The 26,730-nt window shown below is 68.9% G+C and carries 20 protein-coding genes and 1 tRNA gene; 11 read left to right on the top strand and 10 right to left on the bottom strand.

Annotation, left to right across the window (positions count from 1 at the left end; translation table 11 throughout):
- Positions 1–30 precede the first annotated feature (30 nt).
- From galU to J7E94_RS14690, 7 genes are all read left to right on the top strand, one after another.
- Entirely contained in the window at positions 31–933 is a 903-nt protein-coding gene (gene galU, locus J7E94_RS14720; RefSeq protein WP_215015683.1) for a UTP--glucose-1-phosphate uridylyltransferase GalU, read from the top strand.
- Positions 934–937: 4 nt separating this feature from the next.
- Positions 938–2,281 (top strand): gephyrin-like molybdotransferase Glp, encoded by a 1,344-nt coding sequence (glp, locus tag J7E94_RS14715; RefSeq protein WP_215015682.1) that lies wholly within the window; start codon positions 938–940, stop codon positions 2,279–2,281.
- Between the two features lie 73 nt (positions 2,282–2,354).
- On the top strand, positions 2,355–2,834 hold the full coding sequence (gene moaC / locus J7E94_RS14710) for a cyclic pyranopterin monophosphate synthase MoaC (RefSeq protein WP_215015680.1): 480 nt from the start codon (positions 2,355–2,357) through the stop codon (positions 2,832–2,834).
- Positions 2,835–2,917: 83 nt separating this feature from the next.
- Entirely contained in the window at positions 2,918–3,418 is a 501-nt protein-coding gene (locus J7E94_RS14705; RefSeq protein WP_215015785.1) for a molybdenum cofactor biosynthesis protein B, read from the top strand.
- A 17-nt stretch (positions 3,419–3,435) separates the two neighbouring features.
- A complete protein-coding gene (locus J7E94_RS14700) occupies positions 3,436–4,062 on the top strand; it encodes a GNAT family N-acetyltransferase (protein ID WP_215015679.1) in 627 nt (208 codons plus the stop codon).
- Positions 4,063–4,218: 156 nt separating this feature from the next.
- On the top strand, positions 4,219–5,232 hold the full coding sequence (locus J7E94_RS14695) for a hypothetical protein (protein ID WP_215015678.1): 1,014 nt from the start codon (positions 4,219–4,221) through the stop codon (positions 5,230–5,232).
- Between the two features lie 78 nt (positions 5,233–5,310).
- Positions 5,311–5,384: transfer RNA gene (locus tag J7E94_RS14690), tRNA-Ala, on the top strand.
- Positions 5,385–5,618: 234 nt separating this feature from the next.
- On the opposite strand, the gene J7E94_RS14685 is transcribed toward J7E94_RS14690, so the two are convergent.
- From J7E94_RS14685 to J7E94_RS14675, 3 genes are all read right to left on the bottom strand, one after another.
- The gene (locus J7E94_RS14685; protein WP_215015677.1) at positions 5,619–5,891 is read right to left on the bottom strand and encodes a hypothetical protein; all 273 of its coding nucleotides are present in this window, start codon (positions 5,889–5,891) and stop codon (positions 5,619–5,621) included.
- 94 nt (positions 5,892–5,985) lie between these two features.
- The gene (locus J7E94_RS14680; protein WP_215015676.1) at positions 5,986–7,449 is read right to left on the bottom strand and encodes a hypothetical protein; all 1,464 of its coding nucleotides are present in this window, start codon (positions 7,447–7,449) and stop codon (positions 5,986–5,988) included.
- The gene (locus J7E94_RS14675; protein ID WP_215015675.1) at positions 7,446–8,375 is read right to left on the bottom strand and encodes a hypothetical protein; all 930 of its coding nucleotides are present in this window, start codon (positions 8,373–8,375) and stop codon (positions 7,446–7,448) included. Before J7E94_RS14675 ends, J7E94_RS14680 begins: the two co-directional genes overlap by 4 nt.
- Positions 8,376–8,447: 72 nt before the next feature.
- Here J7E94_RS14675 and J7E94_RS14670 point away from each other — a divergent pair, with 72 nt between their 5' ends.
- Positions 8,448–8,765 (top strand): helix-turn-helix transcriptional regulator, encoded by a 318-nt coding sequence (locus tag J7E94_RS14670; RefSeq protein WP_215015674.1) that lies wholly within the window; start codon positions 8,448–8,450, stop codon positions 8,763–8,765.
- Positions 8,766–8,963: 198 nt separating this feature from the next.
- On the opposite strand, the gene J7E94_RS14665 is transcribed toward J7E94_RS14670, so the two are convergent.
- On the bottom strand, positions 8,964–9,467 hold the full coding sequence (locus J7E94_RS14665) for a hypothetical protein (RefSeq protein ID WP_215015671.1): 504 nt from the start codon (positions 9,465–9,467) through the stop codon (positions 8,964–8,966).
- A gap of 229 nt (positions 9,468–9,696) precedes the next feature.
- Between J7E94_RS14665 and J7E94_RS14660 the strand changes: the two genes are divergently transcribed.
- Entirely contained in the window at positions 9,697–10,578 is an 882-nt protein-coding gene (locus J7E94_RS14660) for a barstar family protein (RefSeq protein ID WP_215015669.1), read from the top strand.
- A gap of 37 nt (positions 10,579–10,615) precedes the next feature.
- On the opposite strand, the gene J7E94_RS14655 is transcribed toward J7E94_RS14660, so the two are convergent.
- From J7E94_RS14655 to J7E94_RS14640, 4 genes are all read right to left on the bottom strand, one after another.
- A complete protein-coding gene (locus tag J7E94_RS14655; RefSeq protein ID WP_308345051.1) occupies positions 10,616–11,104 on the bottom strand; it encodes a DUF4265 domain-containing protein in 489 nt (162 codons plus the stop codon).
- 58 nt (positions 11,105–11,162) lie between these two features.
- Entirely contained in the window at positions 11,163–11,768 is a 606-nt protein-coding gene (locus J7E94_RS14650) for a DUF6461 domain-containing protein (protein ID WP_251056677.1), read from the bottom strand.
- Between the two features lie 368 nt (positions 11,769–12,136).
- Positions 12,137–13,906 (bottom strand): hypothetical protein, encoded by a 1,770-nt coding sequence (locus tag J7E94_RS14645; protein WP_215015665.1) that lies wholly within the window; start codon positions 13,904–13,906, stop codon positions 12,137–12,139.
- Positions 13,903–14,805: a hypothetical protein gene (locus J7E94_RS14640; RefSeq protein WP_215015663.1), complete on the bottom strand. Its 903-nt coding sequence runs from the start codon at positions 14,803–14,805 to the stop codon at positions 13,903–13,905. The genes J7E94_RS14645 and J7E94_RS14640 overlap by 4 nt, the downstream gene beginning before the upstream one ends.
- A gap of 94 nt (positions 14,806–14,899) precedes the next feature.
- Here J7E94_RS14640 and J7E94_RS14635 point away from each other — a divergent pair, with 94 nt between their 5' ends.
- On the top strand, positions 14,900–15,217 hold the full coding sequence (locus J7E94_RS14635; protein ID WP_215015662.1) for a helix-turn-helix transcriptional regulator: 318 nt from the start codon (positions 14,900–14,902) through the stop codon (positions 15,215–15,217).
- A 206-nt stretch (positions 15,218–15,423) separates the two neighbouring features.
- Here J7E94_RS14635 and J7E94_RS14630 read toward each other — a convergent pair whose 3' ends face one another.
- Complete coding sequence (locus tag J7E94_RS14630; protein WP_215015660.1) at positions 15,424–15,951, bottom strand: hypothetical protein; 528 nt, start codon at positions 15,949–15,951, stop codon at positions 15,424–15,426.
- Positions 15,952–16,174: 223 nt separating this feature from the next.
- On the bottom strand, positions 16,175–20,359 hold the full coding sequence (locus J7E94_RS35400; protein ID WP_215015658.1) for a LamG-like jellyroll fold domain-containing protein: 4,185 nt from the start codon (positions 20,357–20,359) through the stop codon (positions 16,175–16,177).
- A gap of 786 nt (positions 20,360–21,145) precedes the next feature.
- Here J7E94_RS35400 and J7E94_RS35665 point away from each other — a divergent pair.
- Positions 21,146–26,730: RHS repeat-associated core domain-containing protein (locus tag J7E94_RS35665; protein WP_215015656.1), on the top strand; the 5,585-nt coding region annotated here is incomplete at its 3' end.

The following is a 26,730-nucleotide window of genomic DNA, read 5'->3' as shown; positions in this document are numbered from 1 at the left end:
GTGTTCGGCAGGACCCACTATCGTTCGGGCATGACTATGTTGCACCCCGTGATCAAGAAGGCCGTGATTCCGGCTGCGGGCCTCGGTACCAGGTTCCTTCCCGCGACGAAGGCGACGCCGAAGGAAATGCTCCCGGTTGTGGACAAGCCGGCCATCCAGTACGTGGTCGAGGAGGCCGTGGCGGCCGGACTCGACGATGTGCTCATGATCACTGGGCGTAACAAGCGGCCCCTGGAAGACCACTTCGACCGGAATTACGAGCTGGAGTCGGCCCTCATCGCCAAGGGCGACGACGACCGGCTGAAGAAGGTCCAGGAATCCAGCGACCTGGCCACCATGCACTACGTCCGCCAGGGCGACCCGCGGGGCCTCGGCCACGCCGTGCTGTGCGCCGAGCCGCACGTCGGCCGCGAGCCCTTCGCCGTGCTGCTCGGCGACGACCTCATCGACCCCCGCGACCCGCTGTTGCGCCAGATGACCGACATCCACGCCCGCACCGGCGGCACCGTCATCGCGCTCATGGAGGTGGACCCGGCCAGCGTCCACCTCTACGGCTGCGCCGCCGTCGAGGCCACCGGCGAGCAGGACGTGGTCCGGGTCACCGGCCTCGTCGAGAAGCCGGACGCGGCGGACGCCCCCAGCAATTACGCGGTTATTGGACGCTACGTCCTCAACCCCGCGATCTTCGACATACTGCGGGAGACCGAGCCGGGCCGCGGTGGGGAGATCCAGCTCACCGACGCCCTGCAGAAGCTGGCCGCCGACGAGACCGTCGGCGGTCCGGTGCACGGCGTGGTCTTCCGGGGTCGGCGCTACGACACCGGGGACCGCGGCGACTACCTGCGGGCCATCGTCCGCCTCGCCTGCGAGCGCGAGGACCTGGGCCCCGAGTTCCGCACCTGGCTTCGCCATTACGTCACGGAGGAGATGTAGGACCTTGACCAGTTCCGCACCGCAGGACACCGGCCACCCCCGTCTGTGGTCGGTGGACGAGCACCTCGCGGACGTCCTCGCCACCGTCCGGCCGCTGGAGCCCATCGAGCTCCAGCTGCTCGACGCCCAGGGCTGTGTCCTGGTCGAGGACGTCACCGTGCCCGTCGCCCTCCCGCCCTTCGACAACAGCTCGATGGACGGCTACGCCGTCCGCACGGCCGACGTCCAGGGCGCGAGCGAGGAGTTCCCCGCGGTGCTGACGGTCATCGGGGACGTCGCGGCGGGCAGCGGTGAGCTGCCCACCGTGGGCCCCGGCCAGGCCGCCCGCATCATGACCGGCGCCCCGCTGCCGCCCGGCGCCGAAGCCGTCGTCCCGGTCGAGTGGACCGACGGCGGTACGGGCGGCGGCGCGGCCTTTGGCATGACCCCGGCCAGCGCGGCCCCCGAGGGCGCGGCCGGCGAGGTGCGGGTGCACCGGGCCGCCGAGGCGCGGGCGCACGTCCGCGCGCGCGGCAGCGACGTACAGGCCGGCGACCTGGCCCTGGCCGCCGGTACGGTCCTGGGCCCGCCGCAGATCGCCCTGCTGGCCGCCATCGGGCGCGGCACCGTCCGGGTGCGGCCGCGGCCGCGCGTGGTCGTCCTGTCCACCGGCAGCGAGCTGGTCCAGCCCGGCGAGGCGCTGGCCGCCGGGACGATCTACGACTCCAACAGCTTCGCGCTGGCCGCGGCCGCGCGGGACGCCGGGGCCATCGCCTACCGGGTCGGCGCCGTCGCGGACGACGCCGACACCCTGCGCGCCACCATCGAGGACCAGCTGATCCGCGCCGACCTGCTGGTCACCACCGGCGGGGTCAGCGTCGGCGCGTACGACGTGGTCAAGGAGGCGCTGACGTCCGTCTCCACCGGCGACGAGGAGGTCGGGGGCGGCGGCGGGATCGACTTCCGCAAGCTCGCCATGCAGCCCGGCAAGCCCCAGGGCTTCGGCACGATCGGCCCGGACCACACCCCGCTGCTGGCCCTGCCCGGCAACCCGGTGTCCTCGTACGTCTCCTTCGAGCTGTTCGTGCGTCCCGCGATCCGCGCGCTCATGGGCCTGCCGGAGTCCGAGGTGTGCCGGCCGAGCGTCCGCGCGGTGCTGAAGGCCGACAAGGCGCTGGGCTCCCCGGCCGGCCGCCGGCAGTTCCTGCGCGGCAAGTACGACGCGGCGAGCGGCACGGTCAGCCCGGTCGGCGGATCGGGCTCGCACCTGATCGCCGCACTGGCGCACGCCGACTCGCTGATGGTCGTACCGGAGGACGTCACCTCGGTGGAACCGGGGACCGAGCTGGAAGTGGTCCTGCTCGGCTGACACCCGCCGGGTGCGGGTAGCGTGTGTCGCACCACACAGGCCCCGCGCGGGCCCAGAGCGGAGCGGCACAGCAATGAGTACCCAGAGCAGGCTGACGCACATCGACGAGGCCGGCGCGGCCCGGATGGTCGACGTCTCCGAGAAGGACGTCACCACCCGCACGGCGCGGGCCAGCGGGCGGGTCCTCGTCTCCCCCCGGGTGATCGAGCTGCTGCGCGGCGAGGGTGTCCCCAAGGGCGACGCCCTCGCCACCGCGCGGATCGCCGGGATCATGGGCGCCAAGAAGACCCCCGACCTGATCCCGCTCTGCCACCCGCTGGCCGTCTCCGGTGTGAAGGTCGACCTGTCGGTCGCCGACGACGCCGTGGAGATCCTCGCCACCGTGAAGACGACCGACCGTACGGGCGTCGAGATGGAGGCGCTGACCGCCGTCGCGGTCGCCGGGCTCACCGTGATCGACATGGTGAAGGCCGTCGACAAGGGCGCGGTCATCACGGACGTGCGGGTGGAGGAGAAGACCGGCGGCAAGTCCGGCGACTGGGCGCGCTCGTGAACGCCCCGCGCGGCGGCGAGGTCCACAGCCACAGCCACCCAGAGCCGGCGGCGCCGGCAGCCGGGGCTCCCGCGGCGCCGTCGCTGCGCGGATTGGTGGTCACCGCCTCGAACCGGGCCTCGCAGGGCGTGTACGCCGACAAGGGCGGCCCGCTGCTGGCCGAGGCCCTGGAGAAGCTCGGCTTCGCGGTGGACGGCCCGCGGGTCGTCCCGGACGGCGATCCCGTCGAGCAGGCGCTGCGCGAGGGCGTGTCCGCCGGCTACGACGTCATCCTGACCACCGGCGGCACCGGCATCTCGCCGACCGACCGGACCCCCGACGCCACCGCGAAGGTGCTGGACTACGAGATCCCGGGCATCCCGCAGGCCATCCGCGCGGAGGGCCTGGCGAAGGTGCCGACCGCGGCCCTGTCCCGGGGCCTGGCGGGCGTGGCCGGGCACACCCTGATCGTCAACCTGCCGGGCTCGACGGGCGGGGTGCGCGACGGCCTCGCCGTCCTGTCCCGCCTCCTGCTGCACGCCGTGGACCAGATCCGGGGCGGAGACCACCCCAGACCGGCGGGGGCCCCGGGGAGCGCGAGCTGAACGGCCCCACCTGGCCGGTGGTCCTGACGGACGGCGATGTCACGCTCCGGCCGATAAAACTGCGGGACCAGAAGGCCTGGCGCGAGGTCAACCGGCGCAACCGCGAATGGCTGCGGCCGTGGGAGGCGACGATTCCGCCGCCCGCGCCGTGGGGGCCGGTGGTCCGGCGGCCGACGTACCGCCAGATGGTGCGCCATCTGCGGGCGGAGGCGAACGCGGGCCGGATGCTGCCCTTCGTCATCGAGTACCAGGGCAGGCTGGTGGGCCAGCTGACGGTCGCCGGGATCACCTGGGGCTCCATGTGCGCGGGCCACGTCGGCTACTGGGTGGACCGCGACGTGGCGGGCCGCGGCGTGATGCCGACGGCGGTCGCGCTCGCGGTGGACCACTGCTTCGGCAAGGTGGGGCTGCACCGGATCGAGGTGTGCATCCGCCCGGAGAACCGGCCGAGCCGGCGGGTCGTGGAGAAGCTGGGCCTGCGCGAGGAGGGGCTGCGGCCGCGCTACCTCCACATCGACGGGGCCTGGCGCGACCACCTCGTGTACGCGGTCACGGTGGAGGAGGTGCCGGAGGGGCTGCTGCGGCGCTGGCACCGGAGGCGCCACGCGCAGGCCCCGCCGCAGTCCCCGCCACCCAAACAATAAAAGCGAATATCCGTTCGAATTAAGGCGCCCGGCAGCCGATTCGTCCATAACCTGATCCGAAGAATCACAAAAAAAGTCCGTGATATCAGCGAGATCGCGCGACACACCGGCCCAATTGGCCGATCCCGTCGCCCGCACCCCTCTACGGTGTGGGGTGTGAGCAGCAGCGGCCTCATCTACGCAGTCATTGTCGGGGCCTGGGCCGCCTACTTGGTGCCCATGTGGCTCCGGAGGCAGGACGAGCTGAACGAAGCCCGTCCGACGGAACGCTTCTCCACTGCCATTCGGCTGCTTTCCGGCCGGGCGGGAATGGAGCGCCGTTACGCCAAGGGGCTTCGTGAGCGCGGTGGTGAAGAGGCGGAGCCCCAGCCCCACGCGGACCCGGACGCCGCGACGGAAACGGTCAATTCCGTGGACGCCGACGCCCGGGCCTTTGTCGTGCCCCCGACCAGGGCGGAGCACAGAGCAGCCGCGGCCGAACGGGTCCGGCGGGAGCAGCGCCTCCAGGTGCTCGCGCGCCGCCGGCGCACCACGTTGCTCCTCTTCCTGCTCTTCACCCTGGGAGCGGTCGTCGCCGCCGTCGGCGGGCTGGGCTTCCTGTGGGCCCCCGCGGTGCCCGCCCTGCTGCTGAGCACGTACATCGTGCACCTGCGGGTCCAGGAGCGGCGCCGCTACGAGTTCACGATGGACCGGCGGCGCGCCGAGGCCGCCGCGCGGCACCTGCGGGAGAACCGCGCCCCGCGCCGCCGCGAGTCCGAGGCCGCCGCGGGCTCGGAACCGGACCCCGCGCCACCGGTCTCCCCGCAGGAGGCCGGCCGGCGCGCGCTCGTGGAGCAGACCGACCACGCCGAGTGGGTGGACCAGCAGCGCGAGCGCGACCGCGGCCCGGCCCGCGGTGACAGCTGGGAGCCGGTCCCGGTCCCGCTGCCGACGTACGTGACGGCCCCGGTCGCCCCGCGCGCCACCGGCCCGGCGACCCCGGACGCCTGGAGCGCGACCCGCTCGAGCACGGCCGAGCCGACGGAACCCCGCCTGCGCGCCCAGCCCGCACCCCCCAAGCCGGACCCGAAGACCCCGAGCACCCCGCGCCCGCGCGGCCGCGACCGCGGCCGCACCCCGCTCTTCGACCAGTACGAGAGCGACGACCGCCCGCGCGCCGCGAACGAGTGATCGGTGACCTGCGCGGACTCTCCGGGATACGCATTTTGGAGCACCCGCGCGGGGATGCTAATGTTTCACACGTCGCAAGGGCCTGTGGCGCAGTCTGGTAGCGCACCTCGTTCGCATCGAGGGGGTCTGGGGTTCAAATCCCCACAGGTCCACAAACGACAGTTCTTGAGTAGCTCTCAAGGAACGTCACGAGATCCCGTTCCGCCGAAAGGCGGGGCGGGATCTCGGCGTTTGTGGGGTGTGTTCGAGGTGATGTCCGAACGCGGGCGGGGCCGCGGGCGGTCGCCTGGCGGGGGATCGGCCTGGATTTCGGGGTGGTTCGGGTGTGTGGAGGGTGCCGGGGCTGCTGCTGGGCGTGCGTGAGCCCGGTGTGTGGTGCTGGGATGTCAGGTGCTCGTGCCGGCCGTCGCTGGCGGCCTGGGCGGGGGAAGCCCGTTCTCGGTGATGGAGGCCGGAGCGGTTCCCGCGAGCTCACTGATCGCGTCGGCAACGCCGCTGGTGCCCGTGGTGCCGATGGTCTGGGTCCAGCTGAAGATCATCTGCAGGTTGGCGCTGCAGATCATCAAGGCGAGAAGGATGGTCTGGGCGACGCGGCCGTGGGCGAGCCGCTTGCTCGGGTCAGCGATGTTGATGCCGTGGCTCTTGAGCCTCCCGTTCACCCCCTCGATGTTCGCCCGCTCGGGGCGGTAGGCGTCCTGCCAGGTGGGGTGGAGGTAGTGCCGATCCTGGCGGAACTTGTCGAGCTTGCCGAGGTCACCCGGGCGGACGGTGATCGTGGGCTTCTGGCAGATCCGCGGCAGTTCCTTCTGGGGCAGGGCCCGCAGGCGTTCCGCTTGAGGGATCGGGACGGTGAGCTTGGCCGCGGTGTGTGCGGCGGTGGCCCGCCGGTTGGTGAGGTCGACGGGCGGCCGGCCGTGGTGCGGGGATCTGATGGACCTGGTTGAAGCGGGGGCAGGCCACGGCGGGCGAGGGCCCGCTGGCAGGGCACTGGAGCCGGATCGCGCCGCGCTCGTCCGCGGACTCCTTGAGCCGGAGGAAGTAGGGCTCACGCGCGGTGATCTGCTCGCTGAGCTGGACGTTGTCGTCGATGCCGCGTACGGCATCGTCGTCGAGGCCGTTGGTGGCCTGGGCCAGGGTGGTGGGCATGGCGGGACAGGCGAGGGAGCCGTCGACGAGCAGGGCACCTTGGTGGGTGCCCTGGATGCCTCGATGCTCTTGCTTGTAGTCAAGGACGAGCTGGTAGCCCAGGCGGCGGGCGGGCTGGGCGAAGTGTTCGGAGACCTGGTCGGTGTAGGCGCGGTCGGAGGCCAGGATCCCGGCCGGGAACCCGAAAGGGACCAGCTTTGTCAGGGCGTGGATCGCGTTCGGTCCGATCCGCTTGCCGGGGGTGTCCAGGACCAGGCCGAGCACGAGCTGCGGGTGCCCGCTCACGCGTTTCCCGGCCTGGGGGTGGCCGGTTGGGTGCCGGCGGCTCGCGGCAACGAGGAGGGTGGCCGAGTGCCCGAAGATCCCTTCATCGGAGCCCCCGCAGAAGTGCCAGCCGGCCGTGATCTCGACGGAGGCGAGATTGCGTCGTCTGCTGGGCGGGCGGTGCCAGGAGGGGAACGGGGTGGTATCGACGCCGACGTCGCCCCGCCAGCCCTTGAACATGCCACGGCGGTGGGCGAGACGGACCGTGGTCAGGACCAGGCGATCGCTGATCTCCTGCAACAGGGCCCTTCGGCGCACGCGCTCGTCATCAACGCCCTCCCAAGCCGCAACAGCAAGCGCTGCCGCATCTGCGGGCAGCCGACGGCGCCGGTCACAGCGGAACGGGTCCAGGGCAGTGGTCAACCGGTCGAAGGACCGGTAGACGCGCCGGGTGAACGCGTGCCGACCGTGATCGTCAAGCGGGCCGGGATCCGGAACGCCCAGCCAGCCCCGGGCGGGGGCCCGCAATTCGTCCAGGAGAACGCGGCAGACGTCCGCGAGGCTCGCGCTGCGGTGGTAATGCAAAGACAGCAGCAGCCCCACGAGCACTGTTCGCACCGGCAGCCCGTCCGGACCGGGGCGGCCCGCCAGCTCGGTATCGATCAGCTCCAGCACCCTGGAGCCGTGCAGGAGAGCATCGAGCTGGCCGACCTTCGAGTCCGGGATCTCGAACGGCGCGTCCGTGACCGGCCGCGGCCGGCACTTCCTGATCTCCTCCGGTCTCCGCCAGGCCCGAGGCTTGCTCACCTTTCAGGTCCGCGCAGGAGCCGTGCTGCGGTCGTGACGTCGACGGGAGGGACCAGATGCTGCCAGCGGGCCAGGGACGCGGCCGAGGCGAGCCCGGCTGCCTGGGCGATCAGATGGTGATCGATGTGCGAGCGCATCAGCTCGACGATCCACGTGGCCCGCGCCCGGCCCACCGACACCACCGGCAGGCCCTGCGGCGGCCGGTGGATCAGGGACCAGGAGCCGATCAGGTTCTTGGCGTACTCGACGGTCCGCCGGGGCCGGAACAAGTACCCGCCCCCAGCCAGGTCGGCGAGCTCGCCCAGCACCGAGTCCCAGGCGGCCCGGGCCACGAGCGGGACCAGCCGGTCGACCCCTCTGTGCAGCAGGGGCCCTTCCCTGCTGGGGCGCCGCAAATCCAGTCCCCGGCTGGCCGCCACTTCCCTCGGCGTCAGCCCCAGACCGGCACCCAGACCCAGCAGCGCCAGCGCATCGGTCCTCTGCTGCCGGGGCAGATGAGCGGCCCAGTGCCGCAGCCCCGCCAACTCGGCCGCACTGTAGGGCTGGTAGGGACTTGTCTCGGCGTGCATCCGCGCCGGGGCCGCCTCACCGCGTTCGCTCCAGGCCAGCGCGTCCCGTACTCGCAGCAGCCACGTCCGGTACGTCCGCACCGACGACGCTTCGATGTCCCCGGCGCGCGAGAGAACAAACGCGTCGATCACCTCGTTGCGCAACCACGCGTCCGCAGAACGCTCGAGCCCCGCCGCCTCGGCCCACAACGCCAGCCGGCCGGTGACGTGAAGCAACCTCTCCACGTCGTAGGGAACCGCCATCACGCTCGCGGCGACCACCGACCTGACCAGCGGCGCGACCTCCTCCCAGACCGGCGGCGCGGCCCGCGGCCGATACCGGGTGATCTTCGCGGACGTGACGGGATCAAGGACCACGGTCCATGCATACCGGCTGGACAAGCAGCCATTCCACAACTGATCAACTTCAACAGACAAGGTGGTGCGCGCATGGTCGGCGGACGCGCCCGCGCACGCTCCCCCCGGCAGCTCACCCAGGATCCGAAAGCCTGGCCCGAGCAGGCCAGCGCCGACCCGGCCGCCGACGCGGTCCGCCAGATCGCCCGAAATCTCGCCCGGGCCCTCGACGGCCACGGGCTGAGTCTGCGGGCAGCCGCAGCCGGCTCCAGCGTCAACCGTCAGGCCATCGCCGACTTGCTGGCCGGACGGTCCTGGCCCGACGTGGCGACCGTCGCCCGCCTTGCTCACTTCACCGGCGACACGCTGTGGCCGGAGAGCGTCGATATCGAACGGAAGAGAACGCATTGAGCCTCGATCCGTGCCCGGAATCGCCAAACAGCGAACGGGCATGACGAACTTCGTGGCTCCGGACGACGAGCGGAGAATGCCTCTACTACGCTCGGACGTGCGGAAGCCACCCTCAGCTGGGCGGTCACGCAATCCGGCACCGCCGAGCTGAACCCTCGGCGGTGCCACCCCTGGAATGCCGCACGCTCGCGGCCGTGCTCACGCCATGGCGGCCCCGTCCTGCCCGTTCCTGGCAGGCGCCGGGGCGATCGCGAACCAGGCCGTAGGGTCCTCAGTGACCCGGCCCTCCCGGACCAACGCCTTCAACCGCGACCGGGTCGTCTCCGTCCTCCGCCCGTTCGAGGTATCCGAGACGTCCTCGCCGATCGCCGCGGCGATGTCCTGCGCCTTCATCGCCCGCCCGGCCCCCGCCAGCAGCACCAGCATCCGCTCGCGGGCCACCGCCAACGCCAGCGGCCCCGACGAGACCGGCGGGCCACCCGGATCCGCGACGTCGTCGGGCGGTGCTTCGGACGCCGACGCATCCACGGGATCCTCGCCGCCAGCTGATCCCTGCTCCTGCGGCTGAGGTTCGTCGCTGTCATCGGCAGTGTCGGCATGGCCTGTGAGGGAGCGCAGGGTTTCCCGTGTGATCGTCAGGTGGGCCAGACGTTCCTCCGCAGTCGCGATCTTCTCGCGAAGCGTGGACAACTCCCCACGCACAATGGCTTCTTCCGTGTCAAGACGCTCGAAGAGCGACGTATCGCGGCCCTGCCTTCACCCAGCCGGCATCGGGGCCTCGCGGCACTGGAAGCCCCAGCCAAACGTAGGGCGAGCCACAACAAGATCGCAGAGGGTGACCGCAGATGCTCCCAAACGACCATGCTCGCCCGCCTTGCGTACGTACTCCTCCTCTGAAAGACCACTCCTGCCCGCCCCGTAGGCTCACCCCATGCCGACCGAGGACAGCCCGCAGAACACCGTCAAACACTGGCAGGACTGCACGGACGTGTACGACTTCCTGGACCAGATCCGGCTGAGGCCCGACATGTGGCTGCCGGGTGGCTCACTCCGCCATCTGGAGGCAGTCCTCACCGGCTACCGCGTCGCGCTCGGCGTGCACGCGATCGACGAACCCTTCGACTTCTGGCCCGAAGAGCGATTCACGCAATGGCTTCACGAGCGTCGCGGGACGCCCAGCTCCCTCGGCTGGGCCGCCGAGATCGAACGCAGTACGCCCCCGGACTCCACCCCGGTCGCCGAGTTCTTCCAGCTGCTGGACGCCTTCCGGCGCGAAGCCGCCACGCAATCGGCACCGGATGGCCGAACAACCAGGCTTCCCGGCATCGAATTCATGGCGAACACCTTCGTCACCCTCTTCTGGCGCCGGAGACTCCTCTCGGAAGCCGTCCTGCGACTCGAAGACCGCGGCTTCCGCGTCATTCGCCTCGCCGCGGGCAAGTGGGCCGCCGAGCAGGACCTGCACAAGGATGTCGCCGCCGCGCTGCAGTTCCCCGACTACTACGGTCACAACCTCGACGCGCTCAACGACTGCCTCGGCGACGTGGCCTGCTACGGCCCGTACGACGACTCACCAGAAGGCACCGGGCTCGTCCTGTCCATCACCGACTACGACCGCTTCGCCACCGCCTGCCCGCGAGCGGCCCAGGTCGTTCTGGACATCGTTGCCGACCAGGCCCGCCGTACGGCCGTGCTTCAGCGCCGCTTCTTCTGCCTGATCCACAGCAGCGACCCCGACATCCGGTTCGAACCAGTCGGGGCCATGCCCGTCATGTGGAACAGCGACGAATGGCTCGACGCCAAACGCCGGTGAGAACGTGACACCACCTCAGGGGCACGCTGAGGGACCTTCAATCCGAGGCGGCGGACTTCCAGGCGGCAGTGACACACCCCTCCTCCCAGTGCCACCATCCCTTGGCGTCACCGTGTTCCAAGAGCCTGCGGATCTTCGGCAAGTCCGCCGCCGGCGGGACTTCCAGAGCCACCATCCGGTACTGCTCGATTCCCTCACCGGTCGTACCGAGGCTGTGGAAGATCTCCAGAACACTCTGCCGGGCAGCGGCTGAGCCACCGTCCTTCAGCACGATCAGCCGGATCGTGCAGTTCTCCGAAGCTCGGACTGTCTCTCCGGCCCAACGGAGGCCGTCGCCGTCGAGCTCCACCTTGATGATGTCCCCGCTGGCGACTCCGCGGACGAACCAGGGCGTATTGTCCAGTCGCACCGTGCCGTCGCCGAGGTCCACCGCCCACAGGCTCTCGACGCTCGCCGGCGGCCAACCGTCCTCGTCTATGTCCATCCGGAAGTGGACCTTCACGTGGTCACTACTGATGTTCGTCACCGCGACATCATCCACGTCGCATCCACGAGCCCAGAGGTGGGAGTGCGGACGGAGGATGTCACTGAATCTGGATGGTGGCGCAGGTGAACGTCGTGTCCTGGAGTAGCGCTGGAGTGATGGCGATGCCGGTCAGGTGCTCGGCCAGAGGGAAGGCTGCTGGTGAGGACAGGTCAGTTTCAGGGTTCTCCTCCTCGAGATGGAAGCCAATCCGCTGCATGACGTCGAGAAGTTCGTCAGGAGCAGTGCCCCACCTGTCCTCCGCGAACATCGGGTCGAAGCACAGCCGCAGGACCTGGTCCTCCGCCCAGAGGAACGTGCCGACGGCGTTGACGTTGACGAAGTGCGAAACCCAGCTCGCCCCGGCGGAGACTGGCAGGACTCGATCTTCCGTGACCCCGAGATAGCCGTTGGGCTCGATCAGGAGCGTCCAGGCGCCGACGGTCGTCATGGCGACCAACTGGCGGGCGCCATCCTCCAGGTCGTACTGGTCGAAGGCGGCGTTGGTGACCGCCGCTATGCCCTGCAAGGGCGCCTCCAGTCGGCCTCCGATCCGGGACATCAGCTCAGCAGGTGACAGGCCCCGTACCAGGATGAAGCAGTACGCCTCGGCGATGTCTGGAAAGTCGTTTTCGAACCACGCGTAGTCCGCTCCGGTCTTCGTCATGCCGCTCATCCTTGCCCCTGGGTCTGACAGCGAAGAAGGCCGGCCGTCAACGGGTGGGAAACGATCTTCGTAAGCCTCAGGAGAGCCTGGTCAGCGGTACTCGTGAACACCCCACAAACAGGCCGTTCACGACTTAGGTCGTGAACGAGTCACGAGATCCCGCCCAGTTCATCGAACTGGGCGGGATTTCTCGTATCTGAGGCTTGGCACGGCAGGGATGCCGCTCCGGGAGGCCGGTGGCGGGTCCGTGGGCAGGGCGAGCGGAGCGTGCGATGGGTTCGCGGGCATGCCGAAGCGGCCGCGGGGCCGGGGTGGCCTTGCGGCGCGCTGTGGCGTCGGTTGTCGATCCTGTTGCTTGTGCGGAGTGCCTAGGGTTCCGGGGGCGCCGGGTTGGTGATCGTCCGGGGCTGACCCTCAGCCGGAACTTCGGCCTCGTAGGGGTCGGGTGTGGTGGGGATGTGGCCGAGGGTGTAATGCTCTTCGCACCACTGGCGCCGGTCGCGCAGGTAGCCCTCGATGCTCCTGAGGTTTTCCACCAAGAGCTGCACGGCGCTCAGGAGGGTCTGGGCGACGCGGCCGCGGCTTTGGCGCCTCTCGCGGGAGTGCAGGAACGTGTCGACGTTCTTGGCGCGGCCGTTGAGGCCCTCGATGTGGCTGCGGAGGCTGCGGTAGGCGCGTTGCCAGGCGGCGCGGCCCCAGGGGAGCTCTTGCCGGAGTTTGGGCATGAGGTCGGCAGGCACGGTGATGGTGGACTGCTGGCAAATCGCGGGCCGGCGGTGGCTGGGGCGGTCGGGCGGGCGCACTTGGGGGCGAGCTCCGGGGTCGGCCTTGCGGGCTCGGGGGTTGTCGAGATCGACGATGTGGGGCGTTCTGACAGGGCGCGGTGGCGCGGTGCGGTTGCGTGCTCGGACCGAGGCGGAGTCGCGTTCCTGGGCCCAGGGGCAGGTGACGCGGGGGCTGGTGCCCGCGGCCGGGCACTGCCGGCGTTCCAGGCCGCGATGGTCCGCGGACTGCTTGAGCGGGAGCAGGTAGGGGTCTGCCCGGGTCAGGCGGGGGAGCAGGGCTTCGCGTTCCGCGCTGCCCTTGGCCCCCGCCATCTGGTGGTAGCCGTCGATGACACGCTGGGGCGTGTGGGGACAGAGCAGCTCGCCAGCGATGGCGATGACCCCTTCCACGGCGTCCTTGTCCTTCTTGACCATGGTGGTCTTGTAGTCGAGGACGAGCTTGTAGCCGAGGGCGCGCACGGGCGCGCGGAAGTTCTCGACCCTGGCGTCGGAGTAGGCGAGGTCGCCGGCCAGGTATCCGGTCTGGTTCCACAAACGCTTGACAATGCCGAGCAGGCGGACCACCTGGGGTCCGGTCTCCTTGCTGGGGCTGTGCACAGACATGCCCATGCACAGCTGGGGGTAGCGGCCCGCGAGATTCGGATCTGCATGCCCGGCGACGAGGAGAGTGGCGCTGTAGCCAAATGTCTTCTCGCCACCGCCCGAGACGTGCCAGCCGGCGCTGACCTCCAGGGACGCGTGGTGTCTAGTTTTGGGCCGGGCCCAGGAGGCGATGGCGGTGGTGTCCACCGACAGGTCCCCGCCCCAGTCGTCCATCAGGCCACGTGCGATGGCGATCCGTACGGGCGTGAGAACGAGCTTGTTGGCGATGCGCGAGAGCTCGGGTGTGGCGTCCTGCCCGCAGCGGTGCTGCCAGGCACGGCGGTAGGGCGCGGTTTCGTGCCGGGCCATTCGGGTGCGCCGGTCATGGCGGGCCGGATCAAGCATGCTGGTCATCCGAGACCAGGCGTCGTAGAAGCGCTTGGCGGACGCGCGCGTCGCGTCCACATCGGTCGCGTCCACCTGCCTGAGGCGGAAGTACTTCAGCCAGGGCTTGCGCAGCTTGAACTGCATGCATTCCCAGGCGTCGTTGACGTTGGTCGTACGCGCCTCGCGTGCCGCGAGCACCATGCCCACGAGAACGGTCTCGGCAGGCAGGCCGCGGGGCCCGGGCCGGGAGGCCTCCAGCCGGGCGAACTCCTCCAGTACGCCGCTGGCGCGGATCAGAGCGATGATCTGCCGCACATGGCGGTCGTTGAGCCTGGACGGGTGCGGTGAGGGGGCGGGCCGTCGCCGCTTGCGGTGCGGGTTCATGCCCACCCCCGCAGGAACCTGATGGCGGCGTCCTCGGACAGCTCCGGTACCCACCGCATGTACGCGGCCAGCGACGCGGCGGAGGCCAGACCGGCGGCCCTGGCGATGAGATCTGCTGGCACCCGGTCGCGCAGGAGCGAAACGATCCAGGTTGCCCGCAGGCGCCGCATGTCCGGCACCGGGATCTTCGGATCACCAGGACGGTGGCGGGCGACCCAATTGCTGATCGCGTTCTTGGGACGCTCGACCTGCCGGTCAGGCGCGTACAGGTAGCGCGGTCCGGCCGTCCGGGCCAGCTCTGCGAGAGATTCCTCCCACAAGGACCGGCACACCACCAGCCGGTCCGTCCCCGGAACCCGGACCGCTACGGCATCGCTGCGCACGTCGGTACCGCGAACCGAGAGCAACTCGAACGGCAGCAGCCCGCAGCCGGCACCCAGGGTCAGCAGCGCGAGTGCGTTGCCGCGCCCTGTCGGGGCGGGCGGCAGGTTGCAGGCCCAGGCGTCCAGCCGGGTGAGGTCGCTGGTGCTGTAGGGCTCGGCCCTGGAGCGGTCGGTGTGCAGACGCGGCCGGGCCGGCTCGCCGCGCTCGACCCAGACGAGGGTCTCGTGTACCCGGGCCAGGACGGACGCGTACGTCTGGGTCGATTTGGGCTTGAGCCGCTCGTTCTCCAGCAGGCAGCGCGTGATGGTGCTCTGCTCCAGCCAGACCGCCGGGTCGCGGGGCAGGCCGGCGCGCTCGGCACTGACCGCGAGCGTGGCCACCACCCCGAGCAGTGTCGTGAGCCTGTAGGGGACGTGGTCGGCGACGGTGGCGACGATCATCCGTACTCCGTCGGCCACCGCTTCCCATTCGGGCGGTGCCTGCTTCGGCCGGTACCGCAGGATCGCGTGACTCATCTCGGTCTCCAACACGACATGCCACGAATAGCGGCTAATCAAATAGCCGCATTTCTCGTCATAGTGCACATCGACCTGAAAGGAGCGCATCTCGATGCCCGGTGGTACCCAGCGCAGTACGACGCCGAGGGACCTGGCCGCGGATCCGCAGTCGTGGCCCCACGCGGGCCTGGCAGACCACCCACAGGCCCGGGTCGTCCAGGCTCTTGCCCGGACGCTGATGGAGCAAATGGCCGAACAGGGGCTCAGCCTGCGGCAGGTCGCCGCCGTCAGCGGCGTCAACCGGCAGGCGATCACCAACCTGCTCCAGGGATCCAGCTGGCCCGATGTCTTCACTGTGAGTCGCCTGGAGGACGGACTCGGGGCAGCGCTGTGGCCGGGCGCTTCGGGCCCGGCCTCGGCCGTGCGGTGACGAACGAAGTGACATGAATAGGCTTCTTTCCGCTCATTCCTCGCTGGAACGGCATGCAGAAATAGGCCACGCACGCCCGGCGGCCGGTGATCTCCACTAGGCTCGGACGCACGTGAACCGTTGATCAGAGGCACGTACGGTGCCGCCGGGTTGCTCCCCGGCGGCACCATCCCCATCAACAAAGTGATCAGGGGCAGACGTCTTCGCTAGGCGCCCTCCGAGCTCTCAGGCGCGCGAGTCACCGTGTACAAGGCCGGGCCAACCTTCGACGCGCGACCCTTCTTGACGAGCCGGCTCAGAGCCGTGCGTACGTCCTCGGTCGGGCGCTTCGAATTCCCGAGTTTGTCCGTCCGGCCCTGCTCCCGCAGGTGGAGGATCGTCTCCCGGACATGGTCGACGTGCATCGGCCGGTCCGAGGTCGCGAGGATGACCAGGATGAAATCCTGCAGTGTGTTCGACTCATCGGACAGGTCGCCCAGTTCCGAGGGCGCTTCCGCGTGAGCCTCATCGGCTTGTGCGGCGCCTGCAGCTGCCCAAGCCGGACTGGTGACGCCCAGATCGGGCAGCGACTCGGTCAGGGACCCGTGCAACCCTTCGAGACGGGAAAGTCGTTCCTGGGCGGCCGCGAGCTGGGCGGCCAAGGCTTCGCAGACACCGGCCTGCGCGTCGAGTTCTTCCCGCACCAACGCAAGCGTGCCGAACAGCACTGAGTGCCGGTCCGCTCCCGCGGTCATGGGCCCCTCCCACAGCTCACCGCAACATCAACTCGCGCACACCTTACGAGGGCTACAGGCCGTCGGGGGAGGGATCGGCAAAAGCTGTAGGGGGGAATGGCTCGGGCGTTGCGCCTCTGCTGTAGGGCTTGCCCACCCCACTACTACGCAAAGGGCGGACTCGGACAGCGGCGGGCCCGTCCCCTCCGGGGATTCGGAGGAGACGGGCCCATAGGGGGTGAGGTCAGCCAGTGGTGCCCAGCGGCGAGGCAAGCCCTGAGGCGAGCCAGCGCTGCGCGTTGGACTGGTTGCAGTCTTGGAGCTCGAGCCGTGTGCCGTTGTCGAGGCGCGCGTTCGGAAGATCGATGCAGCGCCCGGACTGCGGGTTGTAGAAGCCGCTGGCAGCGGTGGGGAGCCATTGCTGGGCTCCGGTGCCGTTGCAGGTCGAGATCTGGAGCAGCGTGCGGTTCTGCGTACCGCCACCGGTGCTCACGCACTTCCCGGCCGCCCGCAGCTCCCCGTTCTCACCGATCTCGAAACGCTGGGTGGTGCCGTTGACGTCGCAGTCCCAGATCTGGATGAGCTTTCCCTCCTCGTTGCTCGCAGGGTAGTCGTCGACGCATTTGTTGCTGCTGACGGCCGACACCAGGGTGGTGCGGGTCGCGGAGGGGACGGTGGAGTGGTTGTAGACGGCCGGGTTGCTGATGGATCCCTTGAGGTAGGAGGCCGGGTCCGGCTTGCTCTGGTTCTTGTAGCGGCCCAGGACGAGGGGGCCGGTGGCGTTCCAGGCGTTGGCCTTGGCGTGGTGCCCGGTTCCGGCGAGGGTGCCGTTGACGTAGAGGGCGATCATGCCGGTCTTGTCGTCGTAGGTGGCGGTGAGCTGGGTCCACACGCTGATGCGGGCCTTGGCTGCGTCGTTCATGACGATGGTCTGGTCGTAGTCCCAGTTGTCGTCGTCCTTCTTGGACATTCCGAACCGCCAGGTGCCGTCCTGGTCGTGCCAGAGGATGAATCCGCTGGCGTGCTGTCCGTCCTGGCTGAGGACGATGCTGGACGGCTTGTCGGACTTGGCCCAGGTGGAGACGGTGAAGCTGCGGCTGGTGTCGACGCCGGGGCCGGCGGCGGTGACGGTGCCGGTCGTGCCGTCGAGGGAGACGACCCTGGTCGCCGTGCCGGCGACGGTTGCGTCGCTCCAGATGGCGCCGGTGGCGCTGAGCGTGGCGTTGCTACGGCCGCGCAGGTCGGCGGCGGTGGTGCCGGTGCCTTCGTTCAGCTTCCACTGTGAGGTGGAGATACGTGCGTCGCCCATGGTGTGAGCCGCCTGGAAGCCGGTGACCTTTCCGGCGGTGGCGACGCCGTCCCAGGTACGGAGCCGGTGGAGGCTGTCCAGGGCCCACAGGTCGGGGAGGCCGTCGGCGTTGGTGTCGCCGGAGGAGCCGACGACGGGATGGGTGGCCGCTTGGAGTCCGGAGCCGATCTTGGTGCGCTTGGTGTGGTCTCCGAGGGCCGCGGGGTTTCCGGCGACGTTGGCGTACTGGTAGAGGTCGCCAGTGGTTTTGTCGCGGGCCCAGAGGTCGGGGAGGCCGTCGCCGGTGGCGTCGCCGGGGGCGATGAGGGTGAGGTTGTCCCAGCCGGAGCGGCTGAGGACGAGCACGACCGGGTCGCGCAGTTCACCGGTGGTGCCGGTGCCCTGCAACAGGACCAGTGAGCTGTTCGTGCCGTCGTTTTCCACGGTGAGGAGGTCATTGCGAGGGGTGACGCCTGTTTCCGGCAGTGCGTCGCCGACGGCGAGCATCTGCTTGACCCGGGTCCAGTCCTCGGCGTACTCGGTGCCGCATGGCTGGCCGGTGGCGGCCACCTTGCAGTCTTCTGCGTAAGGCCGCTGGACGGCCACGGCCTTGCCTGCGTTGTAGTACAGCCCGCCGTTGGCCGCGAGTCCCCCCTGGGTGAGGGAGTTGCGGTAGAGCTTGAGCTGTCCGTCCCGGTGGACCCAGAGGTCGTCGATGCGGATGCCGTTGCCGCCGCGGTGGGTGGTCAGGGTGCCTGCGCCCCAGCCTTTGCCGCCGGGGCTGTTGGCCACGTTGGAGGCGATGACGCCGCCGGCGGCGGGGTCGACTGCGGTCGGGTAGACGACGAGGTCTCCGTTGTCCGCGGGTGCGATGAAGTCGACGCGTTCGTCGCCGGTGATGTCTCCCAGCGTGGTCTTCGCGTTCGGGTTGTCGGGGACGTAGAAGGCGTAAGTCTGCTGCTGCGAGCGGTTGCCGGCTCGGTCCACGGCCTGGACGCGCAGGATGTTCGTGCCCCAGGTCGTCGGAGTCAGCGGGATGGCCGCGCTGCCGTCGGCGGTGGGGTCGACGCGGTTGGCGCCGCCCACCGGGATGGTCGAGTTGAAGGCCCATTCGTAGTGCAGGACGCCGCTGAGGGGGTCGGCGGCCTTCACGGTGAAGGTTCCGGGCTGGCCGATGTACTTGGTGGAGCCGGGCAGGGTGCCGGACGGCGGGTACTCGGCAGAGGTGACGACCGGGACGGACGGCGGCTGCGTGTCCATCGTGAAGGTGCAGCCGGTGCTGGAATTGACCGACATCATGTCGCCGTCACCGCCACGCACGCGCCAGAGGTAGGCGTGGCCGTCCGTGAGGTTGGTGGGGTGTGCGGACACCCAGTGAGTTCCGCTTGCGGCCCCTATCCAGCCGCTGCTGTACGCCACGGCGCCACTGGCGGTGTCGACGACGTCGAAGATGGCGTCGTTGGGCTGCCCGTCCGGGTCGCCGATCCAGGCTCCGATGCTGAGGCCGGCGTAGTTGGTGGCACCCACCCAGCCGCAGCCGTTGCCGTTCGGGTTCTGCGGCACGGGGAACGTACCGAGCTCCCATGGGTCGTACGGCGCCCGGTTGTACTCGATGTAGAGGAACGGCAGGTTGTTCTTGTCGCGGGTGAACCGCTTGAAGGAAGTGTTGCTGCTGCTCTTGGACTCGTTGGAGGCGAAGAGGGCATAGGTGATGCTGCCGCGCCATTCGTTGGCGGCGAGGTGGTCGCGCACGTCCCATTCGCCGCGTGTGGTGGAGCCGGGGCAGCCGGGGCCGCCCGCGCTGTTGAGGGAGGTCGTACGCAGGACCTCCCAGTCGCGGGGCTGGGTGTTCCAGGTGATGTCCGAGAGCAGCGGTTCGGTGGAGTGCAGGTCCACGTTGTAGGTGTTGCCGCAGCCGGCGTCGGCGGCGTATGACTGGGTGGCGAAGAACGAGGCCTTCTTGATGGCCTTGTCGCGCAGGTCGCTGGTGTCGAGCTGGACGTAGTAGCGCTCCAGGCCCGTCCTGGTGCGCCAGCGCTGGTAGCCGACGCCCGGGTCGTAGGTGTCGCCGTAGTCGTCGTAGCTGACGGTGGTCGGGTACGCCTCCTGCACCCAGGCCCAGTGCTGGGTACCGCGGTTGGTGGGCTGCCAGGCAGGGTCGATGAAGACCGGGTAGGCCGTGGCGGGATCGGTCAGGAAGGCCTTGTCCGGGGTCAGGGCGAGGGAGTCCTTGCCGAGGTCGGCCTGGAGCCGGGTGACCTTCGCGGAATCTGCCGGGCCGGTGCTGTCCGAGGCGGACCTGGCCGCCTCGCCGTCCGTGCCGGATTGGGTGAGCGCAGTCTTCGAGAAGGAAGTGCCGGAGGACTTGGCCAGTGGAGCCTGGACCGGAGCAGTGGAGTCCCACATGGTCGGCGTCGGCGCCTGGAATACGGTACGGCCCGATCCGTCGGCTGCCTTCAGGTTGCCATTACCGTCGGCGGAGACGCTCACGCCCTCGCCCTTGAGCCCCATGGTCAGTTTGGTGAGCTTCGGGTGCTTGGCGGCCTCGGCGGACTTGACGACGAGGATCTGGGAGATGCCACCGCTCACATCGGCCGTCACCTTGAGATCGATGCCCGGGATCACCTCGCGGTAGAGGGCGCTGTCACCCTCCAGCACGGGTAAGGGAAGAGGCTCCGGCCAGGTCAGCACGAGCTGCTTGCCGTCCTGGTCCAGGGTGGCCAGCGGCGCGGTGCCGCCCCCGGACAGGGTCAGGCCGCTCACCGTCGCCTTCGGGCGGAGCGCGCCGTCGGCCGCCTTGACCAGGGTGGCGTCCAAATCGACCCAGTTGCCATCGGGCTTGGTCCGCAGGGGCGCGACGCTGCGAGTCAACCCCAACGTGCCGTCCGGGTTGGCCACCACGGTGTCGGTCTCCGTCGTCGCCACCTGCACCGGCACCGACTTCCCCGTGCGCTTCGCCTCGGCCAGCGCGGCGTCTTCTGCCCGCTCCCGCTCGGTCGTCGGCCTCTCCGGCGGAGTCTGAGCGGTCGGTGCGGATGGTTTGTCCACTGCGGTGGCGCTCGGCGCCACGCCGACGGACGTGATGGACAGGGCCAGTGCGACCAGCCCTGCCGCGGCGACCGGCCGACTGGCTGGTCGCATTCTTCGCGATATGCCCCCCACGGCAAACTCCCCAGTGTGATCGTTTCCGACAACTGGGCGTGAACGCTAACAGCTCCTTCGCTTGCGTTGCGCAGGATAACGAATTCGGAACCGAGTATTCCCTGGAACTATTTCGCAGGATCGTGATAAATCGATCGCCGGAATCAAGCCATCACTCAAGTGGACGGTCGAGTTTCAGGCGATCTTTCTAATCTCACAGGTCGGACGGAGGTGTCTTGTCCGGGTTGGTTCGCGTTTGGCGAACCGACAACAGGCTAGGCTCTCAGGCCAATTGATCCACTCGGCGACCGTGGGGGGCATGCCGTGCCGTTACCAAGAGCTGGACTTCGCGCGATGAGAAGTAACTCGAAGATCAAACAGCGCATCGCAATTCCAGTGTTAGTGGCACTCTCGCTGGTCGTCGGCACGGGCACCGCCCAAGCCGCGCAGTGGCAGTCCAAAGATCAACGCCGCTGGTCGCCGGGCGTACTAAAGAAAACCGAGTCGGTCTCTGGGAAGAACGCTCCAAAGGTCGATCCGAAGGCGCCTAAGGGTGCCGGTGCCACAGCCTGGCGCCCGAAAGATGTGTACTGGCCGCCTGCCTCTCTTGCCGAGGTGGATCTCGGCGCTGTGGCACCCGCTGCTCCGCCCGGTTCCCTCTTCACCACGCCCGCACCCTCCGGTGCCCCGGCGGCCCCTGCCGCCGACCCGAGCCGCGTAGGCGCCGCTCCCGTCTGGGTGAGCCCCGCGTCAGCCAAGGACGCTCCACGCACGGGCAAAGCCGCTGTGCAGCTCACGGACAGGGCCACAGCAGAGAAAGCCGGCATCAAGGGCCTGCTGCTCGCGATCCGTCCGTCCGGGGAAGCGCTGAAGGCCGGTCCGGTCAAGGTCTCGGTGGACGTCTCGCACATCGCGGGTGCTTTCGCAGGTGACTGGCTGTACCGGAGCCGCCTGGTCACGCTTCCCGAATGCGCACTGACCACCCCCGAGCGTACGGAATGCCGTACGCAGACACCCGTCACCACCGTCAGGGACGGCGACAGGGCGGGGCTGCTCAGCGCGGAAGTTCCCCTCAAGGGTGACTCGGCAGCCGAGAGTGCACGCAATAGCGTTGCTACTGCTGCCTCGGGCGGGGCTACGGTGTTCGGCGTGACAGCCGCACCGGGCGGCCCCGCGGGCACCTACACCGCGACCAGCCTGGCACCGTCGGGCAAGTGGAGCCGCAGCGGGAACGCCGGCGGGTTCTCCTGGTCGTACCCGATCAACGTTCCGGACGGGCTGGGCGGCTCCAAGCCCACCATCTCCCTCGACTACAGCTCTCAGTCCGTGGACGGCCGCACCGCTGCCACGAACAACCAGGCCTCATGGATCGGAGAGGGCTGGGACTACTCGCCCGGCTTCGTCGAGCGCAGCTTCAAGCCCTGTTCGAAGGACGGCCAAGCCGACTCCAGCGAGCAGTGCCTGGCCGGTCACAACGCGACCGTCTCCCTGAACGGCAAGTCCTCGACCCTTGTACGTGACGACTCGTCCGGCACTTGGCGGCTTGAGAACGACGACGCTTCGAAAGTCGAGAAGCTGACCGGCGCGGCCAACGGCGACAACAACGGCGAGTACTGGAAGATCACCACGCCCGACGGCACTCAGTACTACTTCGGTGTCGGCCGTAAGCCCGGCAGCTCCACCGCGCCGGCCACCAACTCTGCCTGGAACACCCCTGTCTACGGGAACAATGCGGGCGAGGAGTGCAACAAGTCCACCTTCGCCACCTCCTGGTGCCAGCAGGCCTGGCGCTGGAACCTCGACTTCGTCGTCGACCCGCGCGGCGGTGTGATCACCCACTGGTACAACACGGAGACCAACTACTACAAACGTGGAGTATCCGAGGCGACGCCCAACGGCACGCTTACCTCCTACATCCGCGGCGGCAACCTCGCCAAGATCACCTACGGTTCGAAGCTGGCCGACGCGGACACCGTCAAGCCGACTGCCCAGGTCCTCTTCACCACCTCCGAGCGCTGTCTACCGGAGAAGGACTTCGACTGCGCCCCGGCGAAGCTGACCACAGCCAACGCCACCAAGTGGAAAGACGTTCCCTTCGACCAGAACTGCGCGGCCACGGGCACCTGCGAGAACTACGCCGCCACGTTCTGGACCACCAAGCGCCTCACGAACATCACCACCCAGGTCCTGAACGGCACGGGCGGCTACGACAACGTCGACTCCTACGAACTGGCACACGAGTTCCCTGACCCGGCGGACAAAACCGCCCCCGCCCTGTGGCTGGCGTCCCTGCTGCACACCGGCCATGACGGAACGACCACCCTCCCCACCAAGCCCGTCACCTTCACCGGCCAGTTCCGGAACAACCGTGTCGATTCCAGTGTCGACAACAGGCCCGCGATGAACCGCCGCCGGCTTGTCGCCATCACCTCCGAGACCGGTCAGGTCACGGATGTCGGATACGCGGACCCGGACTGCTCACCGGGCGCCGGACTGCCGGCATCGAAGGACCTGAACACCACACGCTGCTTCCCCGTCTACTGGAACCCGGACGAGAAAAGCCCGCTCGACCCCACCCTGGACTGGTTCCACAAGTACGTCGTCACGCGGGTCACCGAACTCGACCCCTTCGGTGGCTCTCGCCCTCAGGAGACACGTTACGAATACGTCGGCGGCGCCGCCTGGCACCGCGACGACGAGGAGCTGACCGAGGACAAGCGCCGCACCTGGAACCAGTTCCGCGGCTATGAACAGGTCATCACCCGCTCCGGCACCGCCCCCGACGCTGTCGCCAAGTCCGCCACCTTCTACTTGCGCGGCATGGACGGCGACGTCAAGGCTGACGGAACCAAGCGCACCGCCACCTTCACCGGCCTCACGGGGAACACGGTCAAGGACAGCAACCCGCTCGCCGGCACAGTCCGAGAGACTCAGACCTTCGCTTCCGACGGCGGCGAACTCGTCGCTGTCTCCCAGAACGAGCCCTGGCTCTCCAAGGAAACCGCGAACCGCAGCCGCGGCACCAAGCTCCCCGCACTCACAGCTCAAATGCAGCGCGACGGATCCTCCCGTGAGAAGAAGCTACGCGCCGACAAGACCTGGCAGACCACCTCGGAGACCGTCAAGTACGACGACACTTACGGCATGGAGGAATGGACCCGGGACCAGGCGGACGGCCTCCCGGACACCTGCACCATCACCAAGTACGCCCGCAACACCGCCGCCTGGATGATCGACCGGGTTTCCGAGACCACCCAGATCCAGAGCGGCGACTGCACCACCGCCGCGACCGAGGCGAACATCCTTAGCCAGGACCGCACATTCTACGACGACCAGCCCCACGGAACCCTCACCGGACCCGGCCATGTCACCCGGACGGAGGACCTGGACCGCTTCGAGGGAGGCCAGCCGAAGTACGGCCTGAAGGGCACGACCACCTACGACGCCTACGGCCGCGTTACCAGCGCCACTGACGCCACGGGCGAGAAAACCACGACGGCGTACGAGCCGGCCGCACCGGCGCCCGCCACCACGGTCAAGGTCACCAACGCCAAGGACTGGACGACCACGACCACCCTGCACCCGCTGCGCGGCGTACCGGTCAAGACCGTGGACCAGAACAACCGGGTCACCGAGGTGTCCTACGACGCGCTGGGCCGCACCACCGCCGTCTGGCTGCCCGGCCGTGCCCGCAGCGAGACCGCGAGCAAGGTGTTCACCTACGACCTCACCAGCACCGGCACCAGCTCGGTCACCACGCAAACGCTCCGGTCGGACCAGTCCTACGGGACCTCTATCGCCATCCTCGACGCCCTTGGACAGAAGATCCAGGTCCAGTCGACCCCGCTGAACGGAGCAGCGACCAGCCGCCTCATCGCCGACACCTACTACGACAGCCTCGGCCGCGCCTTCAAGACCAACGAGTCCTACTTCAACAACACCTCCGATCCCGCGAAGACCCGCTTCATCGCCAACGAGAACATGATTCCCGCCCAGAACGGCACCCTGTACGACGGTCTCGGCCGTCCAGTCGCCAAGACCTTCTCCTCGAAGGCGATCGAGCAGTGGCGCACCACCACCGCCTACCCCGGCGCCGACCGCACCGACACCACTCCGCCGCGGGGTGAGATGGCCAGCAGCGTCATCACCGACGCCCGTGGCCGCACGGTAGAGCGCCGCAAGTACAAGGGCATCAAGCCCGAGGGTGACTACGACACCACCCGCTACGCCTACAACACCGACGGCAAACTGACCCAGATCACCGACCCGGCCGGCAACGCCTGGACCTACGACTACGATCTCCGCGGCCGCCAGATCCGCTCGGTCGACCCCGACAAGGGCACCTCGACCGTCACGTACGACAACGCCGACCATCCCGTCTCCACCGTGGATGCCCGCGGTACCACGGTCTTTACCAGCTACGACATCCTGGGCCGTCCCGTCTCCCGCAATCTGAACGCCGTCGACGGAACCAAACTGGCCACCTACGAATACGACACTCTGCTGCCCGGCCAGCTCACGGCCTCCACCAGCTGGGTGGACGGCAAGCCCTGGCGGCAGGAGACCACCGGGTACGACACCGGTTACCGGCCCACTGGCACCAAGCTGACCGTCCCCGCCGGAGAAGGCGCCCTCACCGGCACGTACACCGCCGCCACCACTTACGACCCCATCACCGGATTGGAGCGCCGCACCACACTGCCCGCCATGGGCGGCCTGCCCCAGGAACGCCTCTACACCGGCCGCAACATCAATGGCCTCCCCGTCTCCTACGGCTCCGACAACGTCGGCTACGTCAACTTCACCGACTACGACGAGTTCGGCGCAGTACAGCGCACGACCTTCGGTGACGATCCCCGGCAGGTGAGCCTCACCAAGATGCACGACCCGGCCACAGGCCGCCTCCTGACCACGCAGCTCAAGAAGCAGGACGCAGCCACCCCGGTCGACATCACCGACTACACCTACACCCCGGCCGGCGACGTTACCTCGGTCACCAGCACCCAGGGCACCACGCGCGACACCCAGTGCTTCACCTACGACTACCTGCGCCGCCTGACCCAGGCCTGGACCGACACGGGCACCACGACGACCCAGCCCGGCCCCTCCGTACCCGGCGTCGGAGGCTGTACCAACACCACCCCGCAGCCGGGCAAGATCGGCGGCCCGGCTCCCTACCGCCAGTCCTTCGCCTACGACGTGACCGGCAACCGCACCTCCTCCACCGACCACGACCCCGCAGGCGACGCGGCAAAGACGGTCACCACCACCCACACCTACCCGGCGCCGGGCTCTCCACGCCCGCACGCCCCGACGTCCAGCGCCAAGAAGACCGGTACCGGCCCGGCCATCTCCGTGGATCTCACTTACGACAACACTGGGAATACCCTGACTCGCCCCGGCGCCGCCGGGGCCAACCAGACGCTGGCCTGGACCCCCGAAGGCAAGCTGGCTTCGGCCATCACTAGCGTGGGTACGTCCACCTACATCTACGATGCGGCGGGTAACAGGCTGGCTCGTAGGGATCCGGGCAAAACAACCCTGTATTTCGGCTCGGATGAGTTCACCCGCGACACCACCACTGACAAGGTCACCAGCACCCGCTACTACGCGGCTCCGGGTGACACCACCATCGTCCGCACATCTGAGGGCAAAGTCGCATACGTCGCCGCAGACCACCACAACACCGGCACCACCGCTATTGATGCCGCCACCCTCCAGGTCCAGCGCCGAGGGGCCAAGCCGTTCGGCGAGGAGCGTGGCATCAAGCCGGCCGCCTGGCCCGGCGAACGCGGCTTCGTTGGCGGTACCCAGGACAAGACCACCGGACTTACTCACCTTGGAGCCCGCGAATACGACCCGAGCCTGGGACGCTTCCTTTCCGTCGACCCAGTCTTGGTACCTGAGGCCACGCAGGCCTTGAACGCCTACAGTTACGCCAACAACAGCCCTCTCACCGACTCTGACCCAAGCGGGATGTGTGCCGAGGTCGACTGCCCCACCCGCCCTACACCCGACCATGAGAACACCACACCAGGGCATGAGCCGGGACCGCCCAAGCACACGCAGAGCTCCAGCAGCAAACAACCCCGGCACTACTGCGATGGCTGCACCACGATGCCACCCAGGACGCCGAAGGGGTTGGTCGCGCCGTCCGGCGGCCCGGACGTCATGTGGTCGCAGACCTTTTGGGTGCGAAACGCGTACTACACCGACTACACCACGGCGGGAATGCTGGACGTAGCGCCGGGCGATGTGGAAGTTACCTTCTCGTATAGCGAGCAGGCGATGTACGCGGCGGCGGAGCAGTTCGCAGACAAGATCGGCTGGTCTGCCGGGGTATCGGCGAAGGTTGAGCCTCGATCCACCGG

Origin of the sequence: Streptomyces sp. ISL-94 (assembly GCF_018614075.1) — a bacterium.
In the GTDB taxonomy this organism is placed as follows: domain Bacteria; phylum Actinomycetota; class Actinomycetes; order Streptomycetales; family Streptomycetaceae; genus Streptomyces.
This window is presented reverse-complemented; position numbering and strand designations above follow the sequence as displayed.